Here is a 15,737-nt window from a genome sequence, read left to right as displayed (position 1 = left end):
GAGAAGCCGCGGCGTATGGGTCCCGGCGTTCGCCGGGACGACATCGAGTTTGTTGAAGCGTATGAGTCTTATACCAACGGCCGCGGCTTTTGACTCATTTTGGGATTCCCAAATCAGAGAAACTCTGACTCGATGTTTGCTTTTGAGAGGAGCAGCATCGATGGGTGGAGCGGTTAGGATCCTACGGCTTGATTTGACGGCAAAGGACCTTCGTGCGGCGGCGGGCCGGGAGAAGGATGGTTCAGCAGCACGGCGGATGTTGGCTCTTGCGATGGTGCTCGATGGGATGGATCGCAAGTCGGCGGCGGAGAGCTGCGGCATGGATCGCCAGACCCTGCGGGATTGGGTGCATCGCTACAACGCTGAGGGCTTGGACGGCCTGCACGATTTGAAGACGCCAGGTCCCACGCCAAAACTCACAGCGGAGCAGCAAGCCGAACTGGCCAAGCTGGTTGAGGCCGGGCCCGATCCGGCTCGCCATGGGGTAGTGCGCTGGCGGCGCGTGGATTTGCGCGACGAGTTGCAACGGCGCTTTGGCGTCGCATTGCATGAACGCTCGGTCGGCAAGGTGCTGGCGAAGCTCGGCTACCGCCGGCTCTCGGTGCGTCCGCGCCATCCGCAGGCCGACGAAGAAGCCCAGGAGGCCTTTAAAAAAACTTTGCCGCAACGGTCGCGGCGCAACTCCCCGACCGCGCGAAAGACAAACCCATCGAAATCTGGTTCCAGGACGAAGCCCGCATCGGCCAGCAAGGGACGCTGACCCGCGTCTGGGCCAAGCGAGGAACACGGCCTCGTGCGCCACGCGACCAACGCTACGAGTGGGCTTACATTTTTGGCGCCGTCTGTCCGCAACGCCGAGCTACGGCGGCGCTCGTCCTGCCCGCCGCCGATACCGATGCCATGTCCATGCATCTGGCCGAAATCGGCCGCCGTGTTGCGCCGGGAGCACATGCTGCGCTCGTCATTGATGGCGCAGGCTATCACGTCGCGGCGCGTCTCTCCGTTCCAAGCAACATCACGCTCGTCCGCCTGCCGCCCTACGCTCCAGAGCTGAACCCGGTCGAGAATGTCTGGGAATATCTGCGCGGCAACAAACTCGCCATCACCGTGTTCGAAAGCTACGACGACATTGTCGACAAATCCTGCGCTGCTTGGCGCTTCTTCGCCGACGACCCCGAGCGCGTTGCCTCAATCACATCCAGAACCTGGGCGACGGTCATTCCTTGAGGCCGTTGGTATTACACCTTCAACAACGCCTGCCGGTCGATTTTCCCGGTGCCGGTCTTCGGCAATTCCTCGATGAAGCTGATCTCGCGCGGGTATTTGTAGGGCAGCAGCTTTGCCTTGACGAAATCCTGCAGCATCTTCGTCACATTGCCGGCATCGAAGCCGCGGTCGTTCATCACCACCACCGCCTTCAGGGTCATGCGCCGATCGGGCAGTTCGGCGGCGAACACCGCGCATTCGCGAACGGCGGGATGTTCGGCGAGGCAAAGCTCGACCTCGAGCGGATAGACCCACTGGCCGGAGATCTTGACGAGGTCGTCGGCGCGGCCGCGGAAGAAATGGAAGCCGTCGGCATCGCGCACGAAGCGGTCGCCGGTGTAGATCCACCCGCCGTCGCGGATGGTTTCGGCCGATTTGTCCGGCCGGTTCCAGTACAGCGGCGTGTTGGAATCGCCGCGCACCCACAAGATGCCTTCCTCGTTGTCGCCGACCTCGCGGCCATCCTTGTCCCTGAGCGCGACCTCATAGCCGGGCACGCGCAACCCGGCGGCGCCGAGCTTTTTCTTCTCCGGACGATTGCTGAGATAGATGTGCAGCACTTCCGTCGATCCCAGCCCTTCGACGATCTCGAGGCCGGTCAGCCGCTTCCAGCCATTGAAGACCTCGGCCGAAAGCACTTCCGCGGCTGATAGCGCCATCCGCAGCGAGGAGAAATCCGTGTTGGTTGCACCGTCGGCCTTGGTCAGGGAAGTGTAGAGCGTCGGCAAGCCGAAGAAGACGGAAGGCTTGAACCGTTCGATCGCCGCGAAGATCGCCGCCGGCTTCGGCTGGCCCGGCAGCAGCAGCGTCGCCGCGCCGGCCGCGAACGGAAAGGTGATGGAGTTGCCGAAGCCGTAGGCGAAGAACATCTTCGGCACCGAGAAACAGATGTCGTTGGCTTCAAGCTTTAGCACATTGCGTGCGAACGCGGCCTCGCTATAGGCCATGTCGTGCTGCAGGTGGACGATACCCTTGGGCCGTCCGGTCGAACCCGACGAATACATCCAGAACGCCATTTCGTTGCGGTCGGTGCCGGCTTCCGCGAGCTCGGTGGAAAATCCCTGCAGCCACGGCCCGGTGATGATCGTGTCCGGTACTGCATGATCGCCGGCCGCGCCATTGACCACGATCAGCGTGCGCAGCTGTGTATCCTTGCAGGCCTGCGCGTCGAAGCGCGCAACAAATTCGGCGTCGGTGACGGCAACCGCGGCGCCGGAATCGGCGAGATAGAATTGCAGCAGGTCCGGCGGCGTCAGCGTGTTGATCAGCAGCGGCACGAAACCGGCGCGCACCGCGCCGAAGAACGCCGCCGGATAGGCCGGCGTATCGTCGAGGAACATCAGGACGCGGTCGCCGCGCTTCAGTCCGAGCGAGATGAAGCCGTGGCCCCAGCGGCAGGCTTCAGCGCAGAGCTCGGCATAGCTGCGCGATCCGCCCGGGCCGATCAGCGCCGGCCGGTCGCCGCGGCCCTTGCCGAGATTGTCGAACAGGATGCGGCTCGCATTGTAGATTTGCGGAATCGCAAAGCCGATTTCGCGCGCACCGGGGCTGTCGGACGGCACGCCGTCGGCGATCTCCAGCGTGCGATCCGGCCGCGTCATGTCCGGCTCCCGCCCTGCTGCAACGGCCGCTTCGACGCCTCGTAGCGCGCCATGAAGGCCGGCGACATCGCGCGCAGCCGGATATCGTCGATGCGGCCGGAGCGGGTGATGTAGCTGTAACCAAAATCCATCAGATCGAGCTTCATATGTTCGGGAAAGTTTTCGTACCAGTCGGCGCTGGTCCGCGCCGCCTTCACCAGCTTATGCACGATCGGCTTGCGGTCGGCCTGGTAGCGGTTGAGCGCCGCGGACACATCGTGCTCGGCCTCCAGCGCCTTGACCAGCGCAATCGCATCCTCGATCGCGAGCCGGGTGCCAGATCCGATCGAGAAATGCGCCGTATGCAGGGCATCGCCGATCAACACCATGTTTCTGAACGACCAGCGTTCGTTCCAGATCCATGGGAAGTTGCGCCACACCGATTTGTTCGACACCAGCCTGTGTCCGCCGAGCGTGGCGGCGAAGACCTGCTCGCAGATCGCCTGCGATTGTTCGATCGTCTTGTCGGCGAAACCATAGCGCTGCCAGGTCGCGGCATCGCACTCGACCAGGAACGTGCTCATGTCAGGCGAGTAGCGGTAGTGATGGGCGTTGAAGGTGCCGAGGTCGGTCTTCACGAAGGTCTGCGACAGCGTCTCGAAGCGCTTGGTCGTGCCGTACCAGGCGAACTTGTTGGTGGAATAGGACAATGAAGTGCCGAAGTCGCCTTCGAAGCCGCGGCGCACCAGCGAGTTCAGGCCGTCGGCCGCGACGATCAGGTCGTAGCCGGTCAATTGATCCAGCGACTGCAGCAGCGTTTCATATTGCGGCGTAACGCCGACGGCATGGGCGCGCTGCTGCAGGATGGTCAAAAGCTCGAGCCGGCCGATCGAGGAGAATCCGACGCCGTCGATCTCGACGCTTTCGCTGCGCAAATTCAGGGTGATGTTCTTCCAGCTCTCCATCCGCGGCGCGATCGCGTCGACAGTGTCGGGATCGTCGGCGCGCAGGAATTCGAGCGCCTGCTCGGAGAACACCACGCCGAAGCCCCAGGTGGCGCCGGCCGGATTCTGCTCGAACAGATCGATCTGGGCGTCCGGGTGGCGCTTCTTCCAGAGGTACGAGAAATAGAGACCTCCGGGGCCCCCGCCGATCACGGCGATACGCACATGCTCCTCCATCGTTTTTTTTACATTGTACAATTCATTGCCAAATATGCAATAGTCCGTATCGACGGGACCGATGGTCAAATCCGGCCGCCACTGCGTAGGTTCCCGTCCCTGAACTTCGATCGTGACCCGCCATGCGCACCAAGAAGCCTCGCCCGGTAACGACCAGCAAAGCGCTGAAGGGCCTGCGCATCGACGGAGAGTCCGATGCGACGCCGTCCCCCCGGCGCGGCATTCAGTCGGTCAATATCGGTTTCCGCGTGCTGGCCGCGCTGGCGGCCGAGCCGGAATCGGCCACGCTCGGCGTCGTGGCGAAGCGCTCGGGCCTGTCCGCTTCCCAGACCCATCGCTATCTCGCGAGCCTGATCGCCTCCGGCATGGCGCATCAGGACGCCTCATCGGGCCGCTACGACCTCGGCCCGCAGGCGATCCAGATCGGCCTTGCGGCTCTCGCGCGCACCGACGTCTTCGCGGACGCCGATCCAGCCATCGCAGCCTTCACGCGCGAGACCGGACGCACCACGCTGGTCGCAGCCCGCGGCCCGCTCGGCCCAACCATCGTGCGCTGGCACGCCGGCCGCCCGCCGGTGACGACGTCGCTGACGGTTGGATCGGTGCTGCCGCTGCTCGGATCGGCCACCGGACACGTCTTCCTCAGCTTCATGAATGACGAAGAAGCGGCCAACGCGATCGAAGATGAGAAACCGGTCGACAAGCGCGCCGTCGATGTGAACGCCATCCGCAGCAAGGTGCGGGGCGCCATGTCGGCATCCGTCGACGAGATGCTGATCCCGGGATTGCGGGCCACCGCGGTGCCGATTCTCGATATCCAGGCACGTGCCGCGCTCGTCGTCACCGTGATCGCGACGTCCGCCTTCGACCGCCGGCATGACCAGGCCGTGGTCGAAAGGCTGATGCAGGTCTGCCGCACTTTGACGGAAAAGATCGGCGGTCGCTGGACGACGAGCCAGAACTCGCCGGGTTCCGCAGCATCACGCTGAACCGGGCGGTCCTGCTGACGTCGGCGTTATCGGCCGATGGAGAAATTCAGCGTACGTTATGTACTTTTCGTAGTCGGTGCGGTTGATCCAGCTCATCCTCGCGTTTCGCGGGGAATGACCGGCGGCCTGCGAGGCCGCCGGGCTTGCCTGCGCCGACTTATTGCGCGGCGAACTGCACCAGCACCTGTTTGCAGGCAGGCGAAATCGTGGCGGCCTGGTTCGCCAGGCATTGCATGATGCGGCCGCCGCCGGGCGCTACGCCGCCGCAGAGCCCGCGAACGTCGCCGCTGCAAGCCGACCTCAACACGAACAACTCCTCGCGCGGCAGCATCGGCCGCAGCCTCAAGGCCGGCGCGGGCGCAGCCGCGGCGGGCGCCGCTCCCGGACTGGCAGTTGCGGTAGCGACGCCTGCGGCAGGCGCGGCCGTGCCGCCGCTGACGGCGTTGAGGGCCTGCTGGCAGCCGCCCGACGTCTTCGCCTTGTTCTTCTCCAGGCATTGCAGCGCCGCAGAACCGCCGGTCGGTACCCCGGCGCAAACCTTTTGATAATCGGAGCGGCACGCGTTGCGGATCGCGGAAACCTGCGCATCATCAGGCTGTTTCGCCGGTGCGCCCGTCGCCGCCTTGGGAGCAGCGGCCGGCGCCGCCGCTGGCGCCGCGGTCGCTGCAGCGGGCTTCGCCGGTGCAGCAGCCGGAGCGGGCTCGGCCTTGGGTGCCGCGGCCGGCGCGGATTCGGCCTTCGGCGCTGCGGCAGGTCCCACCGCGCGCACCGCGCCCGCGCAGCCCGACGAAAGGCTCGACATGTTCTTCTGCAGACATTGCAGCGACGCTTCGCCGCCCGGCGGCACGCTGGCGCAATGCGCCTGATAATCGGCGCGGCATTCGGACCGGATGGCGCTGCGTTGTGCATCAGTCGGTGCTTGCGAAAACGCCGTCGTCACCACCATGAACATGGCGGTTGCCATCACTGCCCAATGTTTTAACGTGTTGATCATTTGAAGAAATCCTTATCGTGTCGCTCGAGCCGCCGCTGCAATCGAAGCGAAATCCAGTAGAGGGGTGACAAAAGGGTGACAGAGAAAATTTCGAACGCAGCATTATCATTTTCGGTTTCAGGTTTTACCGCAAGAGGATTGTTGCTATTCATGGATGGCCTGCTTCCGAACCAAAACCTTTTCGGAATAAGAACAAATTGGGGTCCGCGAATGATGCCTGCGCGTTCGCCAGCCTGCAGCGGTCCGAACGGCAGTGTTCGGCAAAGAGTCACCGGCGCTTGCCGTGCTGCTTTCGCGCTGTTCGCGCTCGTTACATTAAGTGCCTGCGAACAAAATAGTTTCGTGCCGCCGCCGCCGCCGAAGGTGGATGTCGGCGTGCCGGCGCTGCGAAGCATCACGCGTTTTCTCGAAGCCACCGGCAACACCGCTCCGATCAAGAGCGTCGATCTGGTCGCGCGGGTGCAGGGATTTCTGCAATCGATCGATTACCAGGACGGCAACTTCGTCAAGCAGGGCACCACGCTGTTCACGATCGAGCCCGAGACCTACAAGCTCAAGCTCGAACAGGCGCAGGCGGCCGAGGCCGGCGCGCAGGCGTCGCTGAAACAAGCGGAATCCGATTTCAAGCGCCAGTCCGAACTGGTCTCGCGGCAAGTCGTCTCGCAGGCCACGCTCGACACCTCGACGTCGTCCCGCGACAACGCGCAGGCCAACCTCGCGCAGGCCCAGGTCAACACCAGGATCGCGCAGGTCAATTACGGCTACACCACCGTTACGGCGCCGTTCGACGGCGTCGTCAGCGCGCATCTCATCTCGGTCGGCGAACTCGTCGGCGCGTCGTCGCCGACGCAATTGGCGACTATCGTCGCGCTCGATCCGATCTACGTGAATTTCAGCGTCAACGAACAGGACGTGCTGCGGATTCGCGAGGAAGCGCGCCGGCGGGGCATGACGGTGAACGATCTCCGGCAATTGCCGATCGAGGTCGGGCTGCAGACCGAAGACGGCTATCCGCACAAGGGCAAGCTCGATTACGCCGCGCCGACCATCAACCAGTCGACCGGTACGCTGGCGGTGCGCGGCGTGCTGCCGAATTCCGACCGGGCATTGCTGCCCGGCTCTTTCGTCCGGATTCGCGTGCCTCTCGATCAGCAGCAGAACGCATTGCTGGTGCCCGACGCGGCGCTCGGCAGCGATCAGGCCGGACGCTACGTGCTGGTGGTGAACAAGGATAATGTCGTCGAGCAGCGCAAGGTGCAGGCCGGACCGCTGGATGGTGAGCTGCGCGTGATCGAAAACGGCCTGAAGCCCGATGATCGCGTCGTCATCGCAGGGCTGTTGCGCGCGATCCCCGGCCAGAAGGTCGACCCGCAGCTGCAGAAGATCGAAGCGTCGCCGGCGTCGGCCAAATAGGACCGGGCCCATGATTTCGAAATTTTTCATCGAGCGGCCGGTTCTTTCCAACGTCATCGCGATCCTGATGATCCTGATCGGCGGGGTGGCGCTGTTCAGCCTCGCGGTCGCGCAATATCCCGACGTGGTGCCGCCGACGGTGCAGGTCACCACCCGCTATCCCGGCGCCAGCGCCAAGACCGTGATCGACACCGTGGCGCTGCCGATCGAGCAGCAGGTCAACGGCGTCGAGGACATGCTTTACATGCAGTCCTACAGCGGCGCCGACGGCACCTACTCGCTGACGGTGACGTTCAAGATCGGCACCGATCTCAATTTTGCGCAGGTGCTGGTACAGAACCGGGTGTCGAGCGCGCTGTCGCAACTGCCGCAGTCGGTCCAGAACCAGGGCGTCACCGTGCAGAAGAGGTCGACGGCGATCCTGCTGTTCGTGACGCTGACTTCGCCGAACGCGACCTATGACAGCCTTTTCCTCTCCAATTACGCCACCATCAACATCCGGGACGAACTGTCGCGACTGCCGGGCGTGGGCAACGTCACGGTGTTCGGCGCCGGCCAGTATTCGATGCGGGTCTGGCTCGACCCGAACAAGCTGCAGGTCCGCGGGCTGATGCCGCAGGACGTCATTTCCTCGATCCAGCAGCAGAGCCAGCAGGTGACCGCGGGCCAGGTCGGCGCGCCGCCGACGCCGGCCGGGCAGGCGTTCCAGTACACGCTCAACGTCAACGGACGCCTCGACGACAAGAGCCAGTTCGAGAACATCATCGTCAAGACCGGCAGCAGTGGCGACGTCACCCGCGTGCGCGACGTCGGCTGGGTCGAACTGGGCGCGCAGACCTACAGCCAGATATTCTCGCTCAACAACAAGCCCTCCACCGGCATCGGCGTATTCCAGTCGCCGGGGGCCAATGCGCTCGAGGTCGAGAAGGCGGTCGAGGCCAAGATGGCGGCGCTGGCGAAGGGGTTTCCGCAGGACATCAAATACGACACGCCGTTCGACACCACCAAATTCGTCTCGGAATCGATCAAGGAAGTCTACAAGACCCTGATCGAGGCCGGCTTCCTGGTCCTGATCGTGATCCTGATCTTTCTGCAGGACTGGCGGGCGATGCTGGTCCCTGCCACCACCGTGCCGGTGACGATCATCGGCGCCTTCGCCGCGATGGCGGCGCTCGGCTTCACCGTCAACATCTCGACCCTGTTTGCGATCGTGCTCGCGATCGGCATCGTGGTGGACGACGCCATCGTCGTGGTCGAGGGCGCCGCGCACAATATCGAGCAGGGCATGTCGGGCCATGACGCGGCGATCAAGGCGATGGATGCGCTGTTCGCGCCGATCGTCGGCATCACGCTGGTGCTGATCTCGGTGTTCCTGCCGGCGGCGTTCCTGCCGGGGCTGACGGGACGGATGTACGCGCAATTCGCGCTGGTGATCGCCGCGACCGCGCTGCTCAGTGCCGTCAACGCCGCAACGTTGAAGCCAACGCAATGTGCGCTGTGGTTGCGCCGGCCGGTGCCGCCGGAACAGCGCAACTTCTTCTATCGCGGCTTCAACGCCGTCTACGACCGCCTTGAGAGGGGGTACGCCGGGCTGATCGGCCGCCTGGTCGCGCACAGCAATCTGTCGGTCATATCGGCGCTGATCCTGATCGGCATCGCCGGTTACGGCCTGTCGCGGGTGCCGACGGGTTTCATTCCGACCGAGGATCAGGGCTACCTGCTCGTCGCGGTGCAGTTGCCCGATGGCGCCGCCCTCGACCGTACCCAGCGCGTGCTCCATCAGGTCAGCGAGCTGGCCGGCAAGTCGCCGGGCGTCGAACAGGTGATCGGCATCGCCGGCATATCGGCGCTCGACAATTCCTCGAGCCTCGCCAATGCCGGCGTCGCCTACCTGGTCCTGAAGGAATGGAGCGCGCGCGGCCCGGGCGAGGATCTGCGGTCGCTGTTCGTCGGCTTGAACGAGAAGCTGTCCGTGATCCAGGAGGCGCGGATTCTGGTGATCCCGCCGCCGCCGATACAGGGCATCGGCAACGCCGCGGGCTTCGCCATGCAGGTCCAGCTGCGTGACGGCAATGCCGATTTCGGCAAGCTGCAGGCGATCGCCGGCGCGATCGTCTCCAACGCGCAGACGCAAAGCGCGCTGCAGCGCGTCAGTTCGTCGTTCCGTTCGATGGTGCCGCAGTTCGACGTCGAGGTGGACCGGATCAAGACGCAGACCCTGCATGTCACCACCGACCAGATCTTCTCGACCCTGTCCTCCTATATGGGTTCGACCTACGTCAACCAGTTCAACAAGTTCGGGCGCACCTTCCAGGTCTACGCCCAGGCGGATGCGCAATTCCGCCTGACGCCGCGGGATATCGAGAAGCTGATGGTGCGCAACAGCCAGGGCGACATGATTCCGCTCGGCACGGTGGCGAAGATCACGCCGGCGGTCGGCCCTTCGCTGATCAGCCTGTACAATCTCTATCCGTCCGCGACGGTGATTGGCCTGCCGGCCACCGGCTACAGCTCCGGCCAGTCGATGGCGCTGATGGAAGAGATCGCCGCCAAGACCCTGCCGGCGGGGACCGGCTATGAATGGACGGCGATGTCGTATCAGGAGAAGGTCGTCGGCGGCCAGATCTACTTCGCGTTCGGCCTCGCCCTGCTGCTCGTTTACCTGGTGCTGGCCGGGCAATATGAAAGCTGGTACGCGCCGATCTCGGTGATCCTCGCCGTGCCGCTGTCGCTGCTCGGCCCGATGTCGGTGCTCACGGCGTTACGGATCGAGAACAACCTCTACACCCAGATCGGAATCATCCTGCTGATCGCGCTGTCGGCGAAAAACGCCATCCTGATCGTGGAAGTGGCGCTGGAGCTGCACGTGCGCGACCGCAAGCCGCTGATGGAATCCGCGATCGAGGCGGCGCGGGCCCGGTTCCGCCCGATCCTGATGACCTCGTTCGCCTTCATCCTCGGCGTGGTGCCGCTGGTGCTGGCGACCGGCGCAGGCGCCAGCGCCCGCAAGTCGATCGGCATCACCGTGTTCTCGGGCATGATCGCCTCGACCTGCCTCGCCGTGCTGTTCGTCCCGACCTTCTTCGTCGTGGTGCAGCGGTTCGAGAACTGGCTGGCGGGACGGAAGAGCGAGGCGCCGGCGCCGCAGCCGGTTGCGCCGACGCCGCGCGGGACGCATTAGGCTTGCTCGTCATGCCCGGGCATTCAAGATCTCCGTCGTCCCGGACAAGCGAGCATAGCGAGCGCTGATCCGGGACCCATACGCCGTGTCCTCTCCTTTGCGCAGAATGTCAGCCGGCTTTCCACATCACATCCGCCGCGGAGTATGGGTCCCGGCGTGCGCCGGGACGACAACTGATAGAGTCCGGCCTACACCTTCACCATACGCTTGCCGCGGTTCTCGCCGGCCAATAGTCCGATCAGCGCCTTCGGCGTATTCTCGAGACCGTTGATGACGTCCTCCCGGACCTTCAGCTTGCCTGACGCGACCCAGGACTGCAGGTCCTTCAGCGCCTGATCCCGCTGCTCCATATAGTCCATCACAATAAAGCCCTGCATGATGAGCCGCTTTACCACGATCAGGCCGGGCACGCCGCGCGGGCCGTGCGCCGACGGTACGCCGTCATATTGCGAGATGGCGCCGCAGCAGGCGATGCGGCCGCGATTGTTCATCAGCGCGATGCAGGCTTCGAGAATGTCGCCGCCGACATTGTCGAAATAGACATCGATGCCCTTTGGTGCGGCCGCCCGCAACGCCTTGAACACTGCGCCGTCCTTGTAGTCGACCGCGGCATCGAAGCCGAGGTCGTTGACCAGCCAGTCGCATTTGTCCTTGCCGCCGGCGATGCCGACGACGCGGCAGCCCTTGATCTTCGCAATCTGGCCGACGATCGAGCCGACCGAGCCCGCCGCCGCCGAAACCACCACCGTCTCGCCGGCCTTCGGCTTGCCGATGTCGAGCAGCCCGAAATAGGCGGTCAGCCCGGCGATGCCGTAGACGCTGAGCAGGTGCGTCATCGGCTCCATCTTCGGCATCTTCGACAGATGCTTTGCCGGCACCGCGGCGTAGTCCTGCCAGCCGGTATCGCCGAACACGATGTCGCCGGCCGCAAGCCCCGGCGCCTTCGACGACACCACTTCGGCGATGCTGCCGCCGGCCATCACGGTGTTGGCCTCGACCGCCGCGCGATAGGTCGCGCCATGCATCCAGGCCCGGTTGGCGGCATCGAGCGAAATGTAGCGCACCTTCAGCAGCGCTTCGCCATCCCTCGGCTCGGGAATGGCGGCCTTCGACAGCTTGAAATGCTCGGGGCCGAGTTTTCCGGTGGGTTTTTCGACCAGCAGGATCTGGCGGTTGACGGTGTCGTTCATGGCGTTTCCTTCCTGACCTGCGGTTGCCCACATGATGCGTTGTGCCGGACGCTAGACCAAACTCACCGTCATTGCGAGCGCAGCGAAGCAATCCATTTTTCCTTGCGCTAAGGAAGCTGGATTGCTTCGTCGCTGCGCTCCTCGCAATGACGAGGCTGATGCCCTGTTCAGAAGAACTTCAGTTCCTCCGCGCGGCCGCCTCGCGCGACGACCGTGTATTCGATCGCTAGGAACAGCCCGCCGGCGACGTAGATCTGCCGATTTTGCGCGGCGGCGAGTTTTTCGCCGATGCCGACCGCGTCCTCGATGGTGGCGGCGATGTGAACGGCGGCCTGCGGATTGGCCGCGCGCACCGCGCTTGCGATGTGGTCCGCGTCCGCGCCCTTGTGGTGGGCTGCTGTGCAGACGATGGTGTCGAAGGATGGCGCCAGCGCGCCCGCGATCTCCTCGGCCTTCTTGTCGCGGGAAACGCCGGTGACCAGAATCCAGCCGTCCGCGCCGTGGATCGCCTTGAGGCCGGCGAGCGCTTGCCTGACGCCGTCTGGGGTATGGCCGACGTCGATCACCGTGAGCGGGTGTTGCTTGATCGTTTCGAGGCGGCCGGGCCAGCGCACCGCGCCAAGGCCGGATCGCACGGCGGCTTCAATCCGGTCGGGAGCCTTGCGGGGGTGCGCGCGTTGCAGCCAGAGCAGGAACAGGGTGGTCGCGATGGCTGCGTTACCGATCTGAAACGCGCCGAGCAAGCCGATTTCGACGAGGCGAAAATCGAAATATCCGAACTGATAATCGAACCGTTGCCCTGACGCCGATGCGACTTCGCTGTCGATGCCGATCTGCTCGCGGACGAACAGCGAAGCAATGTTGCGATTGCGGTTGTATTCGATCAGGTGCGGCCGCAGCATCCGGCAATTCTCGCCGTAAACGATGGTGCCGCCGGCGGCGCAGGCATCGCTCTTGTCGGAGGCGATCAATTCAAGGGAATGGCCGAGCAGTTCGACGTGCTCGTAATCGACCGAGGTGACGCAGGCGACGAGCGCGCCGATCAGACGCACCGGATCGTAGCGCCCGCCGATGCCGGCCTCGAAGGCGGCAAACTCGCATTCGCACTCCTGAAAATGCAGGCAGGCCAGCGCAAACATCGCTTCGAAGGCGCCGAATTGCTCGCCGCGTCGGCGTGAGACCTCGGCGATCGCGGCCTCGATCCGCCGTTTCAGCCGCGCCAGATCGCCGTCGCCGATCGGAGCGCCATCGACCTGAACCCGCTCGTTGAAACGATAGAGGTGCGGCGAGGTGAACAAGCCCGTGCGCAGGCCATAGGCGCGGCCGATGCCGGCGCAAAGCGCCGCGGTGGAGCCCTTGCCGTTGGACCCGGTGACGACGACGCAGACGCGTGCGAGCCGCTCGCGGTCGATCGCCAGTGCCTCGAGCAGCTCGGCCATCCGCGCCAGGCAGACGCCATCGCCATATTTCGGGAGATCAAACACCGAGTAGTCCCATCGCGGAAAAGGTGTGATGCCAGATTTTCAGGATCAGGTCGCCGCGCTCCGATTGCTCCAAGAGCCGGATCGACGGGTTGGAGTTGACCTCGATCACCCGCATCGCCCCCGGGTCGCCGCCGATATCGGTGAACAGGTCGACGGCGGCGACGCGCAGTCCGAGCGCGCTCACGGCCTTCTTCGCCAGCGTCAGCGCGGGTCCGGAAGGCAACGGTTCGATCCGCATCGTGCCGCCCGCGCTCAGGTTCATGCGTCCGGGAATGTCCCAGCGCTCGTCCTTCGCCAGCACGGCATCGAGCGCGGTGCCGCGATCGCTGGTCAGGGCAACCGGCGAAAGGCCGCGCGATCGCAAGCCGTCATTGTGCGCGGTCAGGAGATCGCGGATGCGGCTGACGCCGTCGCCCAGCAGCGAGGGCGGATATTTGCGCGCCGCAAACAGCACCTCGTCGTCGAGCAGGAACACCCTGTATTCAGTTCCTGCGACGACCGGCTGCATCAGGATCGCGTCGTAATAGGGCGCGACCTCGCCGAGATATCGCACCAGCGAGGCCTCGTCATGCACCGCCTGCGCGAAATCGCCGCGCGAACCGGTCAGGGGTTTGACGAAAGCCGACCCACCCAGTTTCCGGAAATGCGCCAGCGCATCCTCGCGCTCATGCCCCGCGGGGCGATGGGCGCGGTGGCGGTCCCAAAGGAAGAAATATTCGCCGCCCAGCGTCGCGACGCCGGCCTGTTCGAGAATCCGGCTGGTGAAGTATTTGTCCGACGCCAGTGTCGATGCGGTGGCGTTGTTCTGCGGATAGTATGAGCAGCGCCCGGCGCCGAAATGAACGCGGCCGGTCGACGAACTGACGCTGAACACCAGCCCCGTTCCGCCGTCGAGATCCGCAAACGCGAGGCCGAATTCGGCGCAGGCATAGGCGGCATAGAGCGTCTGGTCCGGATAGAAGCCCGGCTTTCCCGCTCGAAAATCCCTCAAGTCGCGCATGCAATATCCGGCGATCTGGCATTCCATTTTTGGTGCTTTATCTTTAACGAAATTTCGGAGGTCGCGGGGCAATTTCCTGCCGCAACGGCACGTATTTCAGCAAGTTAATTGCGTATGCGCCGCTCAGGCGATGAAGATTTTTCTGAACCGGTTTTCAAGATGAATCGACTGCCATTCCGAGCGCGCAATTGCGCTTCAAGGCTGGTTGACTATCTCCCGTTTTGGCGTAGGTGAAACGCCAAATCACCAGACATTGCAGGGGTTTTTGGCCTCTCTCGAGGCCGAACAACCCGTTCGTTCCACGTCAGGCCGTCAGGAAAAACGAAAACACATGAGCGCATTCCATCGAGAGAAAGTTCTTTCCGTCCGGCACTGGACCGATACGCTTTTCAGCTTCACCGCCACCCGCAATTCCGGCTTCCGATTCCAGAACGGGCAATTCGCCATGATCGGCCTGGAGGTTGATGGCCGTCCGCTGCTGCGCGCCTACAGCATGGCGAGCGCCAATCACGAGGAATCGCTGGAATTCTTCTCGATCAAGGTCGCCGACGGGCCGCTGACTTCCAAGCTCCAGAAGATCAGGGAAGGCGACACCATCCTGGTCGGACGCAAGGCGACCGGCACGCTGGTCGCCGACAACCTGATCCCGGGCCAGCGGCTGCTGCTGCTGTCGACCGGAACGGGTCTGGCGCCGTTCGCGAGCCTGATCAAGGATCCCGACGTCTACGACCGGTTCGAGAGCATCGTGCTGGTGCACGGTTGCCGGCAGGTCTCCGAACTCGCCTATGGCGAAGAGCTGGTGGCGAAGCTGCGCGACGACGAACTGTTCGGACCGCTCTTGACCGAGAAGCTGCAGTATTATCCGACCGTGACGCGCGAGCCGTTCCGCAACCGCGGCCGCATCACCGACCTGATCACCTCGGAGCAGCTGTTCAACGACATCGGTCAGCCGCCGCTCGACATCGAAACCGACCGCATCATGATGTGCGGCAGCCCCGCCATGCTGGAAGAGCTGCGGACGATGTTCGAGACACGCGGCTTTCTCGAAGGCAGCCACAGCGAGCCCGGCCATTTCGTCATCGAGAAGGCGTTCGTCGAGCGCTGACCCCCGTCGTCCCGGGCAAGCGAGCCCGCGACCGCGATTGGGGACCCAACCACCGATGCATGCATTGCTGCCAAGGCTGGGGTCGGCGCCCGGCGCATGAAGCGAAGCGAAATCCGGGGATCTTCTTCGCGATCTGCCGGCGTGTCCCGGATCGCGCTTCGCCCTGGGCCACGCAGCTCCGCTCGTCCCTTCACCATGCGAACCTGCAGTTACGTTGCAGTGCGAAAGAGCGCGCCGCGGCCGGCATCGGGTCGCATTGCTTCTCCGCCGGATGATTCGGTAGCCTTCCGCGAAACGATCTGCCGTCAAATCCGTAACCTGTAACGCCGGATATCGTGTACAGGATTATTTCGA

The 15,737-nt window shown here is 64.0% G+C and carries 12 protein-coding genes; 5 read left to right on the top strand and 7 right to left on the bottom strand.

All coding sequences use genetic code 11. The features are described from left to right. Positions 1–160 precede the first annotated feature (160 nt). A protein-coding gene (locus KMZ29_RS25390; RefSeq protein ID WP_215620268.1) for an IS630 family transposase occupies positions 161–1,227 on the top strand; the annotation gives its coding sequence in 2 pieces (ribosomal slippage) (positions 161–650 and positions 650–1,227; 1,068 coding nt in all). Between the two features lie 11 nt (positions 1,228–1,238). Here the strand turns inward: KMZ29_RS25390 and KMZ29_RS25385 are convergent. Both KMZ29_RS25385 and KMZ29_RS25380 read right to left on the bottom strand, forming a co-directional pair. Then, positions 1,239–2,867, bottom strand: a complete 1,629-nt coding sequence (locus KMZ29_RS25385; protein ID WP_215621736.1) for a benzoate-CoA ligase family protein — start codon at positions 2,865–2,867, stop codon at positions 1,239–1,241. Next, positions 2,864–4,015 carry an FAD-dependent monooxygenase gene (locus tag KMZ29_RS25380; RefSeq protein ID WP_215621735.1) on the bottom strand — a complete coding sequence of 384 codons (1,152 nt, stop codon included), beginning with the start codon at positions 4,013–4,015 and terminating at the stop codon, positions 2,864–2,866. Before KMZ29_RS25380 ends, KMZ29_RS25385 begins: the two co-directional genes overlap by 4 nt. A 134-nt stretch (positions 4,016–4,149) precedes the next feature. Here KMZ29_RS25380 and KMZ29_RS25375 point away from each other — a divergent pair, with 134 nt between their 5' ends. Next, complete coding sequence (locus KMZ29_RS25375; protein ID WP_215621734.1) at positions 4,150–5,016, top strand: IclR family transcriptional regulator; 867 nt, start codon at positions 4,150–4,152, stop codon at positions 5,014–5,016. Between the two features lie 157 nt (positions 5,017–5,173). Here the strand turns inward: KMZ29_RS25375 and KMZ29_RS25370 are convergent, their stop codons facing one another. Then, entirely contained in the window at positions 5,174–6,010 is an 837-nt protein-coding gene (locus tag KMZ29_RS25370; protein WP_215621733.1) for a cysteine rich repeat-containing protein, read from the bottom strand. Next, positions 6,007–6,405 (bottom strand): hypothetical protein, encoded by a 399-nt coding sequence (locus KMZ29_RS26830; protein ID WP_249779991.1) that lies wholly within the window; start codon positions 6,403–6,405, stop codon positions 6,007–6,009. The genes KMZ29_RS25370 and KMZ29_RS26830 overlap by 4 nt, the downstream gene beginning before the upstream one ends. On the opposite strand from KMZ29_RS26830, the gene KMZ29_RS25365 reads away from it, so the two are divergent. Together KMZ29_RS25365 and KMZ29_RS25360 are read left to right on the top strand one after the other, a co-directional pair. Beyond that, on the top strand, positions 6,308–7,423 hold the full coding sequence (locus tag KMZ29_RS25365; protein WP_249779979.1) for an efflux RND transporter periplasmic adaptor subunit: 1,116 nt from the start codon (positions 6,308–6,310) through the stop codon (positions 7,421–7,423). The two genes, KMZ29_RS26830 and KMZ29_RS25365, sit on opposite strands and share 98 nt — an antisense overlap. Positions 7,424–7,433: 10 nt before the next feature. Beyond that, positions 7,434–10,604 (top strand): efflux RND transporter permease subunit, encoded by a 3,171-nt coding sequence (locus KMZ29_RS25360; RefSeq protein ID WP_215621732.1) that lies wholly within the window; start codon positions 7,434–7,436, stop codon positions 10,602–10,604. A 188-nt stretch (positions 10,605–10,792) separates the two neighbouring features. Here the strand turns inward: KMZ29_RS25360 and KMZ29_RS25355 are convergent, their stop codons facing one another. The 3 genes from KMZ29_RS25355 to KMZ29_RS25345 form a co-directional block, all read right to left on the bottom strand. Beyond that, positions 10,793–11,794 (bottom strand): NADP-dependent oxidoreductase, encoded by a 1,002-nt coding sequence (locus KMZ29_RS25355; RefSeq protein WP_215621731.1) that lies wholly within the window; start codon positions 11,792–11,794, stop codon positions 10,793–10,795. Positions 11,795–11,961: 167 nt separating this feature from the next. After that, on the bottom strand, positions 11,962–13,278 hold the full coding sequence (locus KMZ29_RS25350) for a bifunctional folylpolyglutamate synthase/dihydrofolate synthase (RefSeq protein WP_215621730.1): 1,317 nt from the start codon (positions 13,276–13,278) through the stop codon (positions 11,962–11,964). Continuing rightward, entirely contained in the window at positions 13,271–14,278 is a 1,008-nt protein-coding gene (locus KMZ29_RS25345) for a hypothetical protein (RefSeq protein ID WP_215621729.1), read from the bottom strand. The genes KMZ29_RS25350 and KMZ29_RS25345 overlap by 8 nt, the downstream gene beginning before the upstream one ends. Positions 14,279–14,609: 331 nt before the next feature. On the opposite strand from KMZ29_RS25345, the gene KMZ29_RS25340 reads away from it, so the two are divergent. Next, entirely contained in the window at positions 14,610–15,383 is a 774-nt protein-coding gene (locus KMZ29_RS25340; RefSeq protein WP_215621728.1) for a ferredoxin--NADP reductase, read from the top strand. Positions 15,384–15,737: the final 354 nt, after the last annotated feature.

This window comes from Bradyrhizobium sediminis (assembly GCF_018736085.1).
Classification (GTDB): domain Bacteria; phylum Pseudomonadota; class Alphaproteobacteria; order Rhizobiales; family Xanthobacteraceae; genus Bradyrhizobium; species Bradyrhizobium sediminis.
Note: the sequence above shows the minus strand (reverse complement) of the source record. Positions and strands in the feature narration are given on the sequence as shown.

Bases quoted from the DNA above. Each gene is read 5' to 3' on its own strand.
- KMZ29_RS25385 (WP_215621736.1), bottom strand. From the start codon at position 2,867: ATGACGCGGCCGGATCGCACGCTGGAGATCGCCGACGGCGTGCCGTCC.
- KMZ29_RS25375 (WP_215621734.1), top strand. From the start codon at position 4,150: ATGCGCACCAAGAAGCCTCGCCCGGTAACGACCAGCAAAGCGCTGAAG.
- KMZ29_RS25370 (WP_215621733.1), bottom strand. From the start codon at position 6,010: ATGATCAACACGTTAAAACATTGGGCAGTGATGGCAACCGCCATGTTC.
- KMZ29_RS26830 (WP_249779991.1), bottom strand. From the start codon at position 6,405: ATGCTTCGCAGCGCCGGCACGCCGACATCCACCTTCGGCGGCGGCGGC.
- KMZ29_RS25360 (WP_215621732.1), top strand. From the start codon at position 7,434: ATGATTTCGAAATTTTTCATCGAGCGGCCGGTTCTTTCCAACGTCATC.
- KMZ29_RS25355 (WP_215621731.1), bottom strand. From the start codon at position 11,794: ATGAACGACACCGTCAACCGCCAGATCCTGCTGGTCGAAAAACCCACC.
- KMZ29_RS25345 (WP_215621729.1), bottom strand. From the start codon at position 14,278: ATGCGCGACTTGAGGGATTTTCGAGCGGGAAAGCCGGGCTTCTATCCG.
- KMZ29_RS25340 (WP_215621728.1), top strand. From the start codon at position 14,610: ATGAGCGCATTCCATCGAGAGAAAGTTCTTTCCGTCCGGCACTGGACC.